This is a genomic window from Mycobacteroides salmoniphilum, from assembly GCF_004924335.1.
Classification (GTDB): Bacteria; Actinomycetota; Actinomycetes; order Mycobacteriales; family Mycobacteriaceae; genus Mycobacterium; species Mycobacterium salmoniphilum.
Genome location: NZ_CP024633.1, coordinates 3875058 through 3891259 on the forward strand (window position 1 = coordinate 3875058; position 16202 = coordinate 3891259).

Genomic DNA, 16202 nt, shown 5'->3' on the forward strand with positions numbered 1-16202 from the left:
GTCTACGGCGCTGGGTTCAGACCATAGAGCAAAAACTGCGTGATGGCTCGCGCGTACTCGTCAATATGGTCCGTCCGCCCGTCGTCGTCAACGATCAGGGTCACGGCACCAATCAGCAACGACACAAAGGCCTGGCCGAGGAACTCGGTGTCGATCGACGGGTTGATCCGGTCGGCGCCGATCATCGAGTACACGGACTGCTCGCTACGCACCGACGCAAAGCGGAAGAACTGAATAATGGACTGAAGCGCCTCCGGATCCACTCCGGCAGCCTCCGTGCACACGAAGATCAGCGCGGGTAACCGACCAGCCACCGCCTCGAGCGCGTTGCTAAATCCTTGTGCCAGAGCACGTTCAATGTCCTGACGCGCATCGAGACGGCCAACCGGTCGCGACAGGACAGGTTCCATCGCCGAAAACTCACGGACCATCAGCGCATCGAGCAAGTCGCGTTTGTTCTGGTAGTAGTTGTAGAACGTGCCGTGGCTGACCCCGAGCCGCTCGACGATCTCGTTCACTCCGACGCCGTGGTAACCGTCGGACAGGAAGCAACCAAGCGCGGCATCGAGGAGTTCATTCCGGCGATCAGCGGCAACAGGCACCGGAATATGCACGGAATCAACGGTTTCCGCAGCCGTATGCCCGGCGCCGGGCTCTAGAACCGCACCGTCACGCAAAATGCCCGTCTCCGCGATCTGCGAAGCGGTAGTCACAAATCGCTCTCGGGTACTGGGGTTATCGTGCCGGCTTTGGGCGAGGAGAAACCCGGGGAGAACCAGTGCCGGCAACAGGCGCGCAAGCACGGCGTGGTTGTGGTCATCCTCCGGAACCCACCCAGCGCGGCGGCCGCTATCCAAACCCCGCTGGACGTACGAATCGAGCATCCCCTGAATACCCAGCACGCGCTGTTTGAGTTCCTTATCGGCGGCGGCCGACTGGACGGTCAGGAGTTTGAGCAGAGCCGGCTCCTGGTCCACCAGTGCATAGAGGCGGCGGCCGCCTTCCATGATGATGTCGTTTCGTTCTTCGATACCGGCCGTTCCGCCGACCACGTCGAGAAAGTCATCGAGCGCCAGGGTGTCGACAAGGCGCTCCACGCCATAGTCGAAGACCAGGTCCAGAACCTCGCGCTTGCTATCGACATACCGGTAGACGGTGCCCTGCCCCATGCCGGCCCGGGTGGCGATATCGGACATGCTGGTCTGCTCGTAGCCGTTTTCGGTGAATGCCGCGAAGGCCGCGTCCACGATCTGTTGACGACGCCTGTCGGCAAGTCCGGACACCGGGGGCCGTCCTCGGCGAGGCGGATCCTGCGCCACTAGCTGCTCCATCGACGTGTCTGACCGATCCGGGGCGCGCGCGGATACGCACGCTTCATTGCCGTCAGAGTCTAAACACGTACGCGCCGGACCATGCGCGGTGAGAGGTCAACCCTCCAGCTTGTAGCCCAGACCACGCACCGTCACCAGGTGCACCGGATTGGCGGGATCCGACTCGATCTTGGAACGCAGCCGCTTGACGTGCACGTCCAGGGTCTTGGTGTCACCCACGTAGTCGGCGCCCCACACCCGGTCGATCAGCTGTCCGCGGGTGAGCACCCGGCCGCTGTTGCGGATCAGATACTCGAGGAGGTCGAACTCCTTGAGCGGCAAGGTGATCGCTTCCCCGTTCACCGACACCGTGTGCCGATCGACGTCCATGCGAACCGGGCCCGCCTCCAACACGCCGTCACCCGCCGCGGTCTCTTCGGAATCCGACCCGCGGCGCAGCACCGCCCGAATGCGGGCGATGAGTTCGCGCGCCGAGTAGGGCTTGGTCACGTAATCGTCGGCACCCAGTTCCAGTCCGACAACCTTGTCGATCTCGCTGTCGCGTGCGGTCACCATGATGACCGGCACACTGGACTTGGCGCGCAGCTGCTTGCACACGTCGGTGCCGCTCATTCCGGGCAGCATGAGGTCCAGCAGCACGATATCGGCACCGGCGCGCTCGAATTCGGCGAGCGCCGAGGGACCGTCGTTGACGATGGTCGCCTCGAAGCCCTCCTTACGCAGCAGGAAGGCCAGTGGATCGGCCAGCGAGTCCTCGTCCTCAACAATCAAGACACTGGTCATCGACGTACATGTTCCTCTCGTGTAGTCGCTTGGCGATCCTCGCGTAAGCGGCTGGTTGATGCGTGCGGCGGGGCGTGGTTGATCGCTTCTTTGCGAGGCATGGATTGGTCTGATTGCGGGTGATCTGCGGTTTCCTCGACCGCGTCGTCCTCGTCTTCGTAGACCGGGAGGGACAGGGTGAAGGTCGACCCGGTGCCCGGCTGGCTCCACAGCTTGATGGCGCCATTGTGGTTGGCGGCCACGTGCTTGACGATTGCCAGCCCCAGGCCGGTGCCCCCGGTGTCACGCGAACGCGCTTTGTCCACCCGAAAGAAGCGTTCGAAGACGCGCTCCTGATGTTCCTTGGCGATCCCGATGCCACGGTCGGTGACGGCGATCTCGATCTTGTCGCCACGGCGCCGACGGCTGATCGATACCGGCGATCCATGCGACGAGTAGGCAATGGCGTTCGCCACCAGATTGCTGAGGGCCGTGATGAGCAGCGTGGGGTCACCGCGCACCTCGAAACCGCTGGGTGCGTCTGTGGTGACCGCGATATCGGCGTTCTCGGCGGCCACCTTGGACCGGCTCAGTGCCTCGGAAACCACGAAGTCGACGTCGACGACCTCCAGGTCGGGCAGCTTTTCGGCCCCCTGGAGCCGGGAGAGCGCGATGAGTTCGGTGACCATGTTGCCCAGGCGGCGGGACTCCGCGAGCACCTGCTCGCCGAAATGCTGCACGGTCTCGGGTTCGTCGGAGGATTCCAGCAGAGCCTCGGCAAGCACACCCATGGCACCGACAGGCGTCTTGAGCTCGTGGCTGACGTTGGCCACGAAATCGCGGCGAGTGGCCTCCATGCGGACATGCTCGGAGTCGTCGTCGACGTAGATAACCGCCCAGCGCGGATCGGCATCGGACAGCCTGCGCACATGCCCGCGCAGGGAGAACCCCACGCGACCCGGCGCCTTCGGTTTGGTGGTCAGATCCACTTCGACGGCCTCACCGGTGGCCAACGTCCGTTGGGCGGCGTTCCATGCCTGCTCGTCGAGCTGGCGGTCGCGTACCAAGCCCAGCTCCCGGGCGCGGGCATTGACCAAGACCACGTCCTGATGCTTGTCGACGACGACAATTCCGGTCGGCGAGATGGCGACAATGCGCTCGAGCATCTGCGAGACGGTCAGCCCGGTCTGGGCAATGTCGGAGGTCTTGCGGTGCGTCGAGGAGCGACGCGAATACCACGCGCCCAGCGCCGCACCGGCAGCAAGCGCCGCGAGGGCTGCGATCGTCACGATCACAACCAGAGAGCCCGATGCGGCGGTCACGCGAAAAGCGTACGCATTCGGTGAACGTCACCCCAGCAGCGTGCGGCTAAATGCCGAGCAAGTCACACATTCCAGCACAGGTGTTAGGCGTGAGTTCACCGAATATTCGCCGATTGGCGAACTTCTGGTGGGTCCGGACTTGCGGTGAGGTTATTTGGCGCCCTGGTTGGCTACCGCCGCGGCTCCGGCGGCCGCGGCCTCCGGGTCCAGGTAGACGCCACCTGGGGTGACCGGTTTGAGGTTCTCGTCGAGGTCGTACCGCAACGGAATACCGGTCGGGATGTTGAGCCCGACGATCTCCTCGTCGGAGATCCCGTCGAGGTACTTCACCAAGGCCCGCAGCGAATTACCGTGGGCGGCAATCAGAACCGTCTTGCCCGCACGAAGCTCCGGCACGATGGCCTCTTCGTAATACGGCACGAACCGCGCCACCACGTCGGCCAGGCATTCGGTGAGCGGTCCACCGCCGATATCGGCGTAGCGAGGATCCTGGTCCTGGCTGTAGTGGCTGCCCCGCTCGATGGGCGGCGGCGGGGTGTCGTAGCTGCGGCGCCAGGCCATGAACTGATCCTCGCCGTACTTGGCCTTGGTTTCGGCCTTGTCCAGACCCTGCAGGGCGCCGTAGTGGCGCTCGTTGAGGCGCCAGTCCCGCACCACCGGAATCCACAGCCGGTCGGCCGTATCGAGGGCCAGGTGCGCAGTGTTGATCGCGCGGCGCAGCAGCGAGGTGAACAGAATGTCGGGCAGCAGCCCCTGCTGAGCGAGCAGCTCACCACCGCGCTGGGCCTCTGACCGGCCCTTTTCGGTCAGATCGACGTCGACCCAGCCGGTGAACAGGTTCTTCGCGTTCCACTGGCTCTCGCCGTGGCGCAGCAGGATCAGGGTGGCTCCGTTTGCCTGACTGGAGGTCTCGCCGCTCATGAGCGCCAGTCTCTCATGTGGCTGCACGGCTGCTCCAGACGTATCAGCGCAGTTCCCTGTTCAGCTCGGCGCTGCGCATATCCCGGACGACGATGGACGCATTCGTCACAAGTTCGGTGACGGAGTACCGGCATGCGACCGGGTCGCGCACCACGCCCACGTTGATGCGGAGCACGTTGAGCGCATTGGCGATATGCAGCGCCACCACCGCGCCCGACCATCGGGTTGTCGGCGGCGCCGGGACCTTCATCACCGCAGACAACATGTTCACCGTCCGTGCGTCGGGGTCGTCAACAAGCCCGGGCTGCCCCCCGCCGACCACCGATAGCTCCTGGACAACCATGTCCAGGAGGACCCCTTCGGCAATCGCCGCCTCAAAGACCTGGACGTGCTGGATGTAGACGGGGTCGCCGCCGGCCGCGACGGCACCGGACGCGAAGAACACGGCGGTGACCGCGCGGGGCGACAGACCCGCCGACGCCGCGAAGCCAACTGCCGCCGCCGCGGCATCGAAAACTCCGGTGTCGTCGGTGAATCCGATCTGTTCTCGGCCCCAGCCAGATGAGTCAAAAAGCGACTTCACTTCGGCACCTCCTGCGATCATAGCGACCATCGGCCACTGGATGCTTACTGCCGATTCATTCGAAAACCATTGCAGGAATTAACTTCTCGATCTCGGTGTGCAGTATCTGCTCAACCCGCCTGGCGTCGTTCTTTCTGGTGTCCAGTGTGGTGAAGTCGATACTCAGGCGTCCGTTATAGCTGGTGACGAAGTAGATCCGACCCTCCACCATCGCGACACCCCGTGTCGCGATGGCAGCGCTCAGGGGATGAAGTTCGACGCCACAACGAAAATCATGGATATCCACGCCGTCCGGCGTTGCGAACGCCGACACCCGCCCCCAGTTGGTGATCTGGATGGCAGTGAAGGTGGGCACCAAACCTGCCATCGGTACGAGAAGGAAATACTGTCTCACCAGCGACAGCGCCCTCCGGAAGTCACCGCGGACGAACGCGCTCTGGTGGATGCGGGTAGTCCGCAACCCATCGCGAATGTCCGCGACAACGCGGCGGGCGAGGTCGAGCGCTGCACTGCCTCGATTCACGTCAAGGATCATCTCGGCTATGCCCAGCACGTTGGTGCCCTCGGTCGGAGCGACCGGCGGATCGATCCGGGAGCGCAAGTTCACAAATGAGGAAATCGCCACGGATAGTTCACTTTTCCCGGAGAGCTCGCGCTCGGCGAGCACCAGCGCCGCACTGACGAGCCCATTGAGCGTGACGCCATGTGCACGCCCCGCCTCCACGAGCCGATCGGTCTGCTCCACCGACAGCTGAATGCGTGCGCGTTCCGCGCGACGTGGTCGCAGGGCGGTCCAGATCGATTCGGGGCCGCGGTATGCCGGACGGAGGTCCATCATCTGCCGGGACGCCGGTTCGATATACCCACGCGCACGCAACAGCGTCTCGGCGCTGGCCGGAATGGGATGCGGCGCTGGTGTACTGATCAGCCCCACGACGCCGTTCACCCGTCGTGTTCGCTCCGCGTAGAGCTGCCACACGTCATGCAGATATGCCATGGCGGCGTCGGCATCGGCGATCGCGTGGTGCAGAAGCAGCGTCACACGAAACTTCGCGCCGGACCGGCACACCCGCAGCGCACACACCTGCCCAAAGGGCAAGGCCGCCTTCCCGGCCACGACATAGTCCCCGACATCGGCATCACCGACATCCTGGAACACGACCTCCGGGCGCTCGCGAGGGTCGAATCGCAGTTCAAACCCTCTGCGCGACACATGGATCCGACCGCCCAACAGCGGGTACAGGTCCACCATGCCGGCGAGGGCATCCTTCAGCGCAGCATCGTCCAGCGGTCCCGTGCCATAGCAATGTTGCGCCACCGTGGCACCCGAGATGACGAACACAGACTCCGAAGGCGACAGAACGCGCGGCGGCAGCTCAGGCATGAAGCTCCTTAGACAAGCCAGGTATTCGATACACAGAGTTATCGATACTGAAAGTACCCGATACTTGTCATATTGCCACGCATTACGCCATCGGCGCAGGCAGCGGGCTTAGCCGATACGCAGCGGCGAACCTGATCACGTCACCACACAGCGGGTAGTGCGGTGACTCCTATTCGGCGACCGCCGCCACCGCGACCGGCCGGACCGGCTGTTCGCAACCTTCGAAGGCGTAGTCATGGAGTGGGAAGGTGCGCGACGAGCGGCGCGCCGCCTGCGTCGACAGCGGCCGGATATACGCGGACTCGCCGTTGTGGTCGAAGTAGTAGCTGTTGGCCGTGACACAGTTGCCGGTCTGAAACAGCGAGTAGGTGTAGCGCGACCGCGCGTCCTGGGTCCAGGCATCGGCCGCGTCGACCCGCACCTCGACGTCGGTGGCCCCGAGTCGTTGCGCCTCGCCGATGACCCGCCCAATGTGAATTGCCGCGGTATCAACCACACTGTGGTAGGTGCCACCGGTCCACCCGTATTGGCCAAAGACGTTGAAGGTGTTGGGCAGTCCCGGTGTCGAGAAACCGTGATAGCTCTGGGGCACGTGACTCTGATAGAAGTCGGCCAGATCGAAGCCGTCCCGGCCGGTCACCGGCCGGTCCCGGTACACCTGTGGATCGAAGAACAACCGGAAACCGGTGGCCAGGATCAAGATGTCGATCTCTCGTTCCACACCCGCCGCGGTTCGGACGCCCTTCTCGGTGATGGTCTCGATCGGGTCGGTCACCAGCTCCACATTGGACCGGTTGAAGGTCCGCAGGTAGGTGTTGGACGTGGCAGGGCGCTTGCACCCGAAGTCGTAATCGGGGGTGAGCCGGGCCCGCAGCTCCTTATCGGGTACTTGCAACCGATACGAGACATTGCCGAGCAGCCAACGCAGTGCCCCCGGGGTATTGCCGAGACGCCCGGCGTAGAGCACCCCGTAGACGAGAGCGCCACCCACGATGAACTCCAGGCCCTCTTGAAGTAGCCGTTGCGTTGTGGGCACCCGGCGGAACAACGCCCGCAATGGTCCCGGCATGCTCGGGTCGATCTTGGGGAAGACCCAGATCGGGGTGCGTTGGTAGACGTCGAGATGGCCCACTTCACCTGCGATTTCGGGAATGATCTGCACGGCGCTGGCCCCGGTACCGACGACGGCGACGCGCTTACCCTGCAGATCGACGCTGTGGTCCCAGGCGGCCGAACGCAGGACGGTGCCGCGGAAGTCCTCCAGCCCCTTCAGTTCAGCCGGTTTGGGTTCGGGGAATGGTCCGGCCGCGACGACGACGAACCTCGCCGTCACCTCCTGCCCATTGACCTGAAGCCGCCACAACTTCGCGTCCTCGTCCCAGGTGCGAGCACCGACATCGCTGCCGAATCTGACGAAACGCTGTACATCGTTTTCTCGGTACAGCCGCTCGATATAGCTGAGCACCTCCCCGCCCTTGGCGTAAAACCTGGTCCACTCCGGGTTCAGGGCATGACGAAACTGGTAGGCCTGCGCCGGAATGTCCACACCAATACCGGGATAGACGTTCTGCCGCCAGGTACCACCAACGCCGTCCATGCGCTCGTAGATGACGAAGTCTTCGATACCTCGGCGGCGCAGCTCCAATCCGATACCGAATCCGGCCAGCCCGGCACCGATGACGGCGACATAGTGATCAGGTTGGCCGGTCATGCAATGGCCTCATAGGTGAGTTCCTTGGACCAGCTCGGCTGTTCGGCAAGCCAGCGCTTCGGGTAGTAGTCGGACAGCTTGACCATGGTGTTGGCCACCGCGTGATACGGGCCGTGAAGTGGGTTCTGCGCGTTGGTGATCATCGCCGCGCCGAGCCGCAGTACCTGGTACACCAGCAATCGAGTGCCCTTGCCGCGGCTGCCGACATTGACGAACCGTTCCATGGCGTCATACAAACGCTGTTCGCTCAGGCCCATGCCGATCAGATTGCCCTTGATTCTGTTGATGAGGGGGATCCCAGTGCCGAGCCCTAACAACAACCCCATCAGCAACGAGGGGCTGAGCACAGTGGCGACATTCTCGATGACGACACGGCGTAGATTGCCCTGCCCCATCATGTCCAGTACGTGGAAATCCACTGCCAGATGGCGTGATTCGTCGGAGTTGATATGCCGGAAGGCCTGGTGACAGATGGGGTCATTGACCTCCTCCAGCAGGAACTTCAGCAGCGCACCGTCCAGGGCCACTTCCAGCAACGGGATGATGGTGCCCAACACGGTGAGCGACAGCCCGTCCGAATACCTGTCCAGCCATTCAATAGCCAAGCGCACATTCACATTCGGAACAGGAACTTCATCCTTCTCGAGCATGCCCCAGCGCCGCATCAGTGCCAGCTCGGCATTGGCGTGCTTCTGTTCCTCGGCGTGGAAGTACCGATAGATCTCCGCGAGCGTCTCATTGGGGGCCTTTTTGGCCAACGCCGAAAACCCACGCGCGCCGATATTTTCGATCCACACCAGATCGGCCATGAAGGCCTTCAGCTTGGGCCGCTGCTCATCGGTGATCTGCTCGGCGCCAGGAGCATCCCAGTCCACATCAGCCAGGGCCCACTGCTTGTCCTTGATGGTCTGCAGCATGTCTTCCAGAACAATGGCCATCTCTTCGCCTTCCTATGCGGTCCGGGCCGTACGCAGGGGCTGTTGGGCCAGCACCCCGGTGATGAATCTGGCGGCCTCGCCCAGCGCCGCGTTGGCCTCCGGAATCAACCGGGGCAGGGCCTGGAACACGTGGATCTGCTCGGGCCAAATCTGCAGGTCGCATTGCCCACCGGCGCTTTCGATCATTCGTGCCAGCTCCTGCGCGTCGGCGGCCAGGAACTCGGCCCCGCCAGCCTGAATCAGAGTGGGCGGCAGGGAGATTCCGGCGGGGAAGCTCAGACGCAGGCGCGGCGAGTCGGCAGGCTCAAAGCGGGTGTACTTGTCCACCAGATGTTTGGCGGCGGCCGCGGTGATGGCGGGGTCAGGCCGCACCTTCTCACGTTCGGCGGCCAAACCGAGCGTCATGTCCAGCAATGGCGAGAACAACGCCACCGCACCGGGCTGCGGCACGCTCAGCCGATGGTTCTCGATGAGCAGGTCAACCGCGAGATGCCCGCCCGCAGAATCACCGGCAACCACAATGTTCTGGGCGGCATGACCACGCTCCAGCAGCCAGTCGTAGGCGGCCCGGACGTCGTCGGCGGCCGCTGGAAAGACATGTTCGGGTGCCAACCGGTAGTCGACGGTGAAGGCTGGCAGTCCGGTCGCCTCCGACAGACGGGCGACCATCGAACGGTGGGTTTTTGCCGAGCAGATGACGTAGCCGCTGCCGTGGATGTACAGAATGGCAGGGCCCGGGTCGTCGGCGCTGAGCGCTGCCCCCGCCCGAACCCATTCTCCCCGTATCGGATCCCTTAATCGCACCACCTCGGCGCCGCGGGGCATCGATCCACCGACCGCCATGATGGTCGCGACAATACGTCGCGCCAGCAGCACACCTGGCTTGCCCGTCTTGTCCAGACGAGCTCGAGACAGCACGGGCCGCAACCCCATGGCGGTGAGCGCTGTGGTGGCCTTGGTGCGCATCGAGGCATCAGAGACCGCTGCTGCGGCCATGTCCGCGGTGCGCAATGCCAACGACACTCCACCGACTACGGCGTTAATTCGCGCCTGCGTCTTGCGAGCACTGTCGCGACTCGGTTCGGTAGCCGGCAGATCGGCGAGGAACAAGTTCGGGAAGCCCGCCACTGTGGCCGAAACGCGGCCTGTCGGCTTCAACTGACGACGCTGGGCCCCCACCACCGGCACCACTGCGATGCTCGATCCCGCATCCGGGCTGGACGCGAAGACCACGACATCGCACTGGTGGTCGATACCTTCGGCGGTGCGGATGCCTCCACTGCTGAATCGGGCAATGGGCCAGGTAACCAGCTTGCAGTTGGGAGCCTGCAGTGCGGTAAGGAACTCATCGGTCACCACGACGTTGGGGCGACCGGTGAGCCTCAGCGGCGTCAGTTGACGCCGAATCCAGGGGTCCGGCACACGCCGGCGCAGGTTGCGCTGAGCCACCACTTCAAGCAACCCGCGTGTTTTGGGACTCCTACCCGAGAACCAGGCCTGGCGTGTCTCACGGCGCAGCGTGCGATCGACCAGCTGCCCCAGGCGGCCACTTGTCCGCGGCAGTACCCAATCGGGTGAACTTTGGAAAAGCTTGACACTGGCGGCATTTCGCACCACTACGGGTAGCACTGATGCGGCAGCGGCACTGTTGCCGACAACGGCGACGCGCAGCCCGGCAAGCTCTGTACCGTCACCGATCCGGGCGGCGTCGAGGATCTTTCCTGCGTACCCCTCGATGCCCCGGATGTCGGGACTACCGTCCACCGATCCAGTCGCCAGCACCACCGCGCGGGCGGTAAAGCGCTGTCCGGCTTCCGTGTCCACGATCCACACGTCATCGTCGAGCGCGACCCGGGTGACATCATTGCCAAACTTCACGTACGGATCGAGCGTGAACAGGGCAATGGTGTCGTCACGCCAGCTTCCCGGTGCCGGGCGGGCGCGGTCGAGCACGGTGAAGTCGGTGATCCCGGCCTCTTGCAAACCCACCGCGATGCCCAATCCGGTGTATCCGGCGCCGACGACGACGACCGGCAGCGCAGAGCCCGTCATCAGCGCACCACCGTGACCGGGGATTGCTGTTCGTAGGCGGAATCCCACAACTTATGCGGATCGGTGTCCTCGGGCAGCAGCCTGCCCAACCGCGAGATGATTCCGGTGCCCCACGAATAAGGCACGGGCGCATGGCGTTTCATCGCCCAGATGAGTTTGGCGTCGGGCTGCGGAACCACATACAGCCGCCCCCGATCGTGCGCGTTGAGAGTCGTCTTCGCGATCCACTCCGGCGACACGCCAACCCATTTGAACGCGGTGCTCGCGAGGTTGGTGAGTGGCCCGGGGATGCGCGCGCCGTCGAGGATGTTGGTCTTGACGGCCGTGGGACACAGCACCGTTACCCGCACCCCGCTGCCCGCCAGCTCCGCACGCAACGTCTCCGACAGCGCGAGCACGGCCGCCTTGCTGACGTTGTACGGACCCATCAGTGGCGCGGCCGCGAAACTGGCGGCCGACGATACATTGATGATGCCGCCGAATCCCAGCTCACGCAGCCGGGGGGTGAAAACCTGGCAACCGTAGATCATTCCCCACATGTTGATACCGATGGTGGCGTTCCAGTCGTCCATCGACACCTCGCCGATGGGTTTGCCGCCGGTACCGATACCCGCGTTGTTGATGACCAGATCAGGGGCATGCCCCAGCCAGGCGGTCGCGGTATCGGCGAGCGTGACTATCTCGTCGTACGAACTGACATCACACACGACGGGGTGCGCGTTGTCAGATCCGAGCTTGTCGGCGGTCTCCCGCGCGCTGGCCAGGTTGATATCGGCACACACCACTCGGCCGCCGCGGGCCACGATGGCCTCTGCGAAGGCGCGTCCAATACCGCTGCCCGCGCCGGTCACCACCGCGCTCGCCCCGTAGCTGACCTTTGGACGTCGGCGCGGGTAGGCTCCCGCGTCGGGTGCCGTCATTGGCATCACCCTTCGCTTGTCGCTTACGCATCACTCGTAAACGTAAACCAAGCGTGTGTCACGCCCGCCCGCTTGTCAAGGGTCCGGCGAGATTAATGTCGGGTTAGTCGTACCGCGCGAAGATTACTGCAACGCGGGCAGGCCATCAATCGAGCTGCCGTTCTTCTCCAGCGCGCTCTCCAGGGTCATCTTCTCCGCGGGCACCTTCTCGATATGCTTCTCATACACGTCTCGATGACCCACGAAATCCATCAGCGGAACCGAGTAGCCGCAGGAGTCGGACACCCGGGTGACGTCAACCAAAATGATTGAGCGCGTACCTTTTTCGAGCTTCTTGTCGAAGTGGCTACGGAGCTTCGGATAGTCGGATTCGTTGAACTGCACCACACGGGCGCGGCCGTGCAACCGGATGATGCGGCAGCGCTTGTCGAACGAGCAGAACATGAGCACGATGCGCCCGTTATCGCGCACGTGCGCGATGGTCTCCGCACCGCTGCCGAAGTAGTCCAGGTAGCCCACGTGGCGTGGCCCGAACACCGCGAAGGTCCCGGCCATCCCCTTGGGAGACACGTTGACGTGCCCTTCGGGACCGCTCGGTGCGGTGCCCACGAAGAACACCGGCTGCTCGGTCAGCCATCGAGCGAGCGTGTCGTCGATCTCCTCGTACACCTGACCCATACGGTCCAGGATGCCACTCGGGTCTGACAACCCGCCACTGGATTTCGCAGGTCAGGTGCGTGCGCGCAGGTCCTTGCGCAGGATCTTGCCCGCAGCGCTCTTGGGGATGGCGTCGATGAACTCCACCTGTCGAATCCGCTTGTGCGGAGCCACGTTCTGTTGGACGAAGGTCATGACCTCCTCATCGGTGAGGTCCTGATCGGTGCGGACCACGAACGCCTTGGGAATCTCACCGCTGGACGGGTCGGGAACGCCGATGACGGCAGCGTCGCCAATACCCGGGTGAGTCAGCAGCAACGCCTCCAACTCGGCGGGCGGCACCTGGTAGCCCTTGTACTTGATGAGCTCCTTGAGCCGGTCGACGATCGTCACCACTCCGTCGGCGCGCACGACCGCGATATCTCCGGTGTGCAGGAACCCGTCGGGTTCGATCGTCGCTGCGGTGGCCTCCTCGTTGCCGAGGTAACCGGCCATCACATTGGGGCCGCGCACCAGCAGCTCGCCGGGCGCGCTCTCGCCCTCGGCAGGAATCTCGATCTCCGCGCCGGTCTCGGTGTCGATGAGCTTGTTCTCAGAATTCGGCACCGGGATACCCACCGAGTTCAGCGGGATATCGGGCCGACCCGGTGGAATGAGGTGGCTGACGGGGCTGAGCTCGGTCATCCCGTAGCCCTGGCTGACGCGGCAATTCAGACGCGCGGCAACGGCATTGCCCAGCTGCTCGTCCAACGGGGCAGCGCCCGAGAACACCGAGCGCAGGCAGGAGACGTCGTACTTGTCGACGTCCGGGTGCTTGGCCAGCACCACCGCCACCGGCGGGGCGACAAAGACGTGGTCCACGCGGTAGTTGGCGATGGAGCCCAGGAAGGTGTCGAGCTCGAACCGGGGCAGGATCACCAGCTCGGCGCCCAGCTTGAGTTGCACGTTGAGCAGGACGACCAGACCGTAGATGTGGAAGAACGGAAGGACGGCCAGCACCCGGTCGCCTCGTTCCACCCCGTAGAGGTGCTTGGCCTGAGCGATATTGGCGACCAGGTTGTAGTGGGTGAGCATGACACCCTTGGCCTTACCGGTGGTTCCCGAGGAGTACGGCAGCACCGCCAAATGCGTTGCCGGGTCAAAGGAAATCTCCGGCGGCGCCAGATCGGGCCGCACGATATCGGCGAGCGAGAGGCGCCCCTCGACGGGGTCGACGGTGATCACGTCGACGGCATCAATACCCGCGATCTCCGCGGCCTCCAGCGCGCGCGACAGCAGCGGCGACACCGTGAAGACGAGCTGCGCCTTGGAGTCAATGAGTTGCTTGGCCAGTTCCTCGGCGGTGTACAACACGTTGACGGTGCTCGCGGTGCCGCCCGCGCGCAGGATGCCGTGCAAGACCACGGCGAAGGCCGAGCAGTTCGGCAGGAAGACCGCCGCGACGTCGCCGAGACCAAATCCGCGGGCGGCCAGACCCGCCGCCGCCGCGTCAATCTGCGCACGCAGCTCGCCAAAGGTGGTCTGCGCCCCGGAAAGCCCGTCGATGAGCGCGACACGGTCGTCGTCTCCGCTCGTGTCGCCGAACACGTACTCGTAGACAGAGCAGTCGGGAATGGAAACGTCGGGCAGAGGGCTACGGAACGTCACGCCGGACAGTCTTGCACGCCGCGTCTAGTCCGTGCCGATAGTCCTTGCCTCTTCTGGGCCTCGACTGGTCGACGGGGGTCCATCCTCGATGAGGTGCTCGAAGGCCTCAAGGTTTTTCAGCGACTCGCCCCGCGAGGTACGCCACGCCCACTCCTTCTGGATGGAGGTCTTGAACCCCAACTCCAGCAAGATGTTGAAGTCGTTGTCCACGGCCTCGAGCACCTGTCCGAGCAACCTGTCGATCTCATCGGGGGTGATCGCGGGCAGCGGCAGGCGACCCACCAGGTAGATGTCGCCCGTGTTGTCGATCGTGTACGCGACGGCATACAGCCGGCGGTTGCGTTTGAGCAGGTATCGATAGACACCCTCGATGTTCTCGTCGGGGCGGCGACAGACGAACACCTCGACGCGCACGGCGTGCTCGCCCGGGCTGAGCATCGTGGTGATCTTTTGCTTGCGCTCACCCGGCAGCTCCACGATCAGCGCGGGCTTGCCGTCCGGTCCGTGATGCTCGGTGAAGACGATCTCCCGCTCCACGAGCGTCCGCACGATGGTGGCGTAGGCGTCCCCGGCCGTGGTCATCGCCGTAGCCCCGACAGCCGACGCGACCGAAACCGCGAACGCGGCGGACGCTGCGTCAAAGGTCTTTGTGGCGCACGGTAATCAGAGATCGCATGACTGTAACTGGCCAGCAGGGCATCGGCGGTGCTGGACCAGGAGAAGCCGGCGGCATGCGCGACGGTCGCACCGCTGAGTTCAGCCCCGGTGCGCATCAACAACTGCCCGATGGCGTCCGCCCAGTCCTCGGTGCGGTGGGTCGGAACCAGCAGGCCGGTGCGTTGGTCGGCGACCGCGACCGGAAGACCCCCCACCTCGGCAGCCACCACCGGGGTCCCGCAGGCCTGGGCTTCGATGGCGACCAGCCCGAAGGACTCTGAATAGCTGGGCACCGCAACAATATCGGCCGCCCGATACACCTGGGCGAGCCGTTCTCGCGACTGCGGCGGCAGGAAGGTGACCCGGTCTGCGATCCCGAGGTCCGCAGCGAGATCCTGCAGCGCCGTCGGCTCGTCGAGACCGCTGCCGGACGGCCCACCAACGATGAGAACACGAACCCCGGGCAGCTTCGCGGCTGCACGTACCAGCAGGTCGGGGGCCTTCAGGGGCTGGATGCGTCCAACGAAGGCGACGATCCGCTCGTCGGCCCGCAGGCCCAACTCGACGCGGGCGGCCGTCTTGTCTCCAGGCGTGAACACGTCCAGGTCGACGCCGGGGTGAACGATATCGATGCGACCGGGGTCCGCACGATGTATCGAAATCAGTTGCTCGGATTCGTCTTTGGTGTTGACGATGAGCCTGTCCGCCTCGTCCACCACCTGTTGCTCCCCCACCGCGCGCAGCGCGGGCTCCGGGCGGTCCCCCTCGGCGAGCGTCTGATTCTTCACCGCGGCGAGCGTGTGCGCGGTGTGGACCAGCGGGACGCCCCAGCGGTCGCGAGCCAGCCAGCCCGCCTGACCCGAGAGCCAGTAGTGCGAGTGAACCAGGTTGTAGTAGCCGGGCTCGTGGATCGCCTCGGCGCGCAGCACCCCGGCGGTGAATGCACAGAGTTGGGTGGGCAGGTCGTACTTGTCCAGGCCTTCGAACGGGCCGGCGACAATGTTGCGCACGGTCACCCCGTCCGCAACGGCCACCACCGGCTCATCGGAGGACGCGGTGGCACGCGTGAAGATGTCGACGGCAACGCCCCGGCGGGCCAGCTGAAGGGCTGTCTGCAGCACGTAGACGTTCATGCCGCCGGCATCGCCGGTACCCGGCTGGGCCAGTGGCGAGGTGTGTACGGATAGGACGGCGATGCGGCGCGGCTTCAGCGCCGAAACCGCCCGGCGCGCGAACTCATCGCCACTAAGCACACAGCCATCTTGTCACTTACGCACAAGCTGTCGACGCGCAGTACTCCTACCAGCGGTTTGCACC

Annotated in this window: 14 protein-coding genes; all 14 read right to left on the reverse strand. The window is 64.4% G+C overall.

The features are described 5' to 3' along the window. Positions 1 to 2 precede the first annotated feature (2 nt). The 14 genes from DSM43276_RS19335 to mshA all read right to left on the reverse strand — a co-directional run bounded on the left by DSM43276_RS19335 (position 3) and on the right by mshA (position 16138). Positions 3 to 1283 (reverse strand): TetR/AcrR family transcriptional regulator, encoded by a 1281-nt coding sequence (locus DSM43276_RS19335; RefSeq protein ID WP_078328028.1) that lies wholly within the window; start codon positions 1281 to 1283, stop codon positions 3 to 5. A gap of 144 nt (positions 1284 to 1427) precedes the next feature. Further along, entirely contained in the window at positions 1428 to 2114 is a 687-nt protein-coding gene (locus DSM43276_RS19340) for a response regulator transcription factor (protein ID WP_070909207.1), read from the reverse strand. After that, a complete protein-coding gene (locus DSM43276_RS19345; protein WP_078327943.1) occupies positions 2111 to 3415 on the reverse strand; it encodes a sensor histidine kinase in 1305 nt (434 codons plus the stop codon). Before DSM43276_RS19345 ends, DSM43276_RS19340 begins: the two co-directional genes overlap by 4 nt. 150 nt (positions 3416 to 3565) lie before the next feature. Then, the gene (locus DSM43276_RS19350) at positions 3566 to 4336 is read right to left on the reverse strand and encodes a phosphoglyceromutase (RefSeq protein WP_078327944.1); all 771 of its coding nucleotides are present in this window, start codon (positions 4334 to 4336) and stop codon (positions 3566 to 3568) included. A gap of 43 nt (positions 4337 to 4379) precedes the next feature. Further along, the gene (locus tag DSM43276_RS19355) at positions 4380 to 4919 is read right to left on the reverse strand and encodes a hypothetical protein (protein WP_136629124.1); all 540 of its coding nucleotides are present in this window, start codon (positions 4917 to 4919) and stop codon (positions 4380 to 4382) included. 55 nt (positions 4920 to 4974) lie between these two features. After that, complete coding sequence (locus DSM43276_RS19360) at positions 4975 to 6303, reverse strand: phthiocerol/phthiodiolone dimycocerosyl transferase family protein (protein WP_078327946.1); 1329 nt, start codon at positions 6301 to 6303, stop codon at positions 4975 to 4977. Between the two features lie 169 nt (positions 6304 to 6472). Next, positions 6473 to 8014, reverse strand: coding sequence for a flavin-containing monooxygenase (locus tag DSM43276_RS19365; RefSeq protein ID WP_078327947.1), 1542 nt, complete (start codon positions 8012 to 8014; stop codon positions 6473 to 6475). Then, positions 8011 to 8952, reverse strand: coding sequence for a reductase (locus DSM43276_RS19370; protein WP_078327948.1), 942 nt, complete (start codon positions 8950 to 8952; stop codon positions 8011 to 8013). The genes DSM43276_RS19365 and DSM43276_RS19370 overlap by 4 nt, the downstream gene beginning before the upstream one ends. A 12-nt stretch (positions 8953 to 8964) precedes the next feature. Then, positions 8965 to 11004 (reverse strand): alpha/beta hydrolase fold domain-containing protein, encoded by a 2040-nt coding sequence (locus tag DSM43276_RS19375; RefSeq protein WP_078327949.1) that lies wholly within the window; start codon positions 11002 to 11004, stop codon positions 8965 to 8967. Beyond that, positions 11004 to 11924, reverse strand: coding sequence for an SDR family NAD(P)-dependent oxidoreductase (locus tag DSM43276_RS19380; protein ID WP_078327950.1), 921 nt, complete (start codon positions 11922 to 11924; stop codon positions 11004 to 11006). The genes DSM43276_RS19375 and DSM43276_RS19380 overlap by 1 nt, the downstream gene beginning before the upstream one ends. A gap of 123 nt (positions 11925 to 12047) precedes the next feature. Then, on the reverse strand, positions 12048 to 12602 hold the full coding sequence (locus DSM43276_RS19385) for a pyridoxamine 5'-phosphate oxidase family protein (RefSeq protein ID WP_078327951.1): 555 nt from the start codon (positions 12600 to 12602) through the stop codon (positions 12048 to 12050). A 51-nt stretch (positions 12603 to 12653) separates the two neighbouring features. Next, positions 12654 to 14228, reverse strand: a complete 1575-nt coding sequence (locus DSM43276_RS19390) for an AMP-binding protein (protein WP_078327952.1) — start codon at positions 14226 to 14228, stop codon at positions 12654 to 12656. A 24-nt stretch (positions 14229 to 14252) separates the two neighbouring features. Then, complete coding sequence (locus tag DSM43276_RS19395; protein WP_078327953.1) at positions 14253 to 14810, reverse strand: type III secretion system chaperone family protein; 558 nt, start codon at positions 14808 to 14810, stop codon at positions 14253 to 14255. Beyond that, positions 14807 to 16138, reverse strand: coding sequence for a D-inositol-3-phosphate glycosyltransferase (gene mshA, locus DSM43276_RS19400; RefSeq protein ID WP_078327954.1), 1332 nt, complete (start codon positions 16136 to 16138; stop codon positions 14807 to 14809). Before mshA ends, DSM43276_RS19395 begins: the two co-directional genes overlap by 4 nt. Positions 16139 to 16202 lie beyond the last annotated feature (64 nt).

Bases quoted from the DNA above. Each gene is read 5' to 3' on its own strand.
- DSM43276_RS19365 (WP_078327947.1), bottom strand. From the start codon at position 8,014: ATGACCGGCCAACCTGATCACTATGTCGCCGTCATCGGTGCCGGGCTG.
- DSM43276_RS19370 (WP_078327948.1), bottom strand. From the start codon at position 8,952: ATGGCCATTGTTCTGGAAGACATGCTGCAGACCATCAAGGACAAGCAG.
- DSM43276_RS19380 (WP_078327950.1), bottom strand. From the start codon at position 11,924: ATGACGGCACCCGACGCGGGAGCCTACCCGCGCCGACGTCCAAAGGTC.
- DSM43276_RS19385 (WP_078327951.1), bottom strand. From the start codon at position 12,602: ATGGGTCAGGTGTACGAGGAGATCGACGACACGCTCGCTCGATGGCTG.
- DSM43276_RS19350 (WP_078327944.1), bottom strand. From the start codon at position 4,336: ATGAGCGGCGAGACCTCCAGTCAGGCAAACGGAGCCACCCTGATCCTG.
- DSM43276_RS19395 (WP_078327953.1), bottom strand. From the start codon at position 14,810: ATGACCACGGCCGGGGACGCCTACGCCACCATCGTGCGGACGCTCGTG.
- DSM43276_RS19375 (WP_078327949.1), bottom strand. From the start codon at position 11,004: ATGACGGGCTCTGCGCTGCCGGTCGTCGTCGTCGGCGCCGGATACACC.
- DSM43276_RS19360 (WP_078327946.1), bottom strand. From the start codon at position 6,303: ATGCCTGAGCTGCCGCCGCGCGTTCTGTCGCCTTCGGAGTCTGTGTTC.
- DSM43276_RS19340 (WP_070909207.1), bottom strand. From the start codon at position 2,114: ATGACCAGTGTCTTGATTGTTGAGGACGAGGACTCGCTGGCCGATCCA.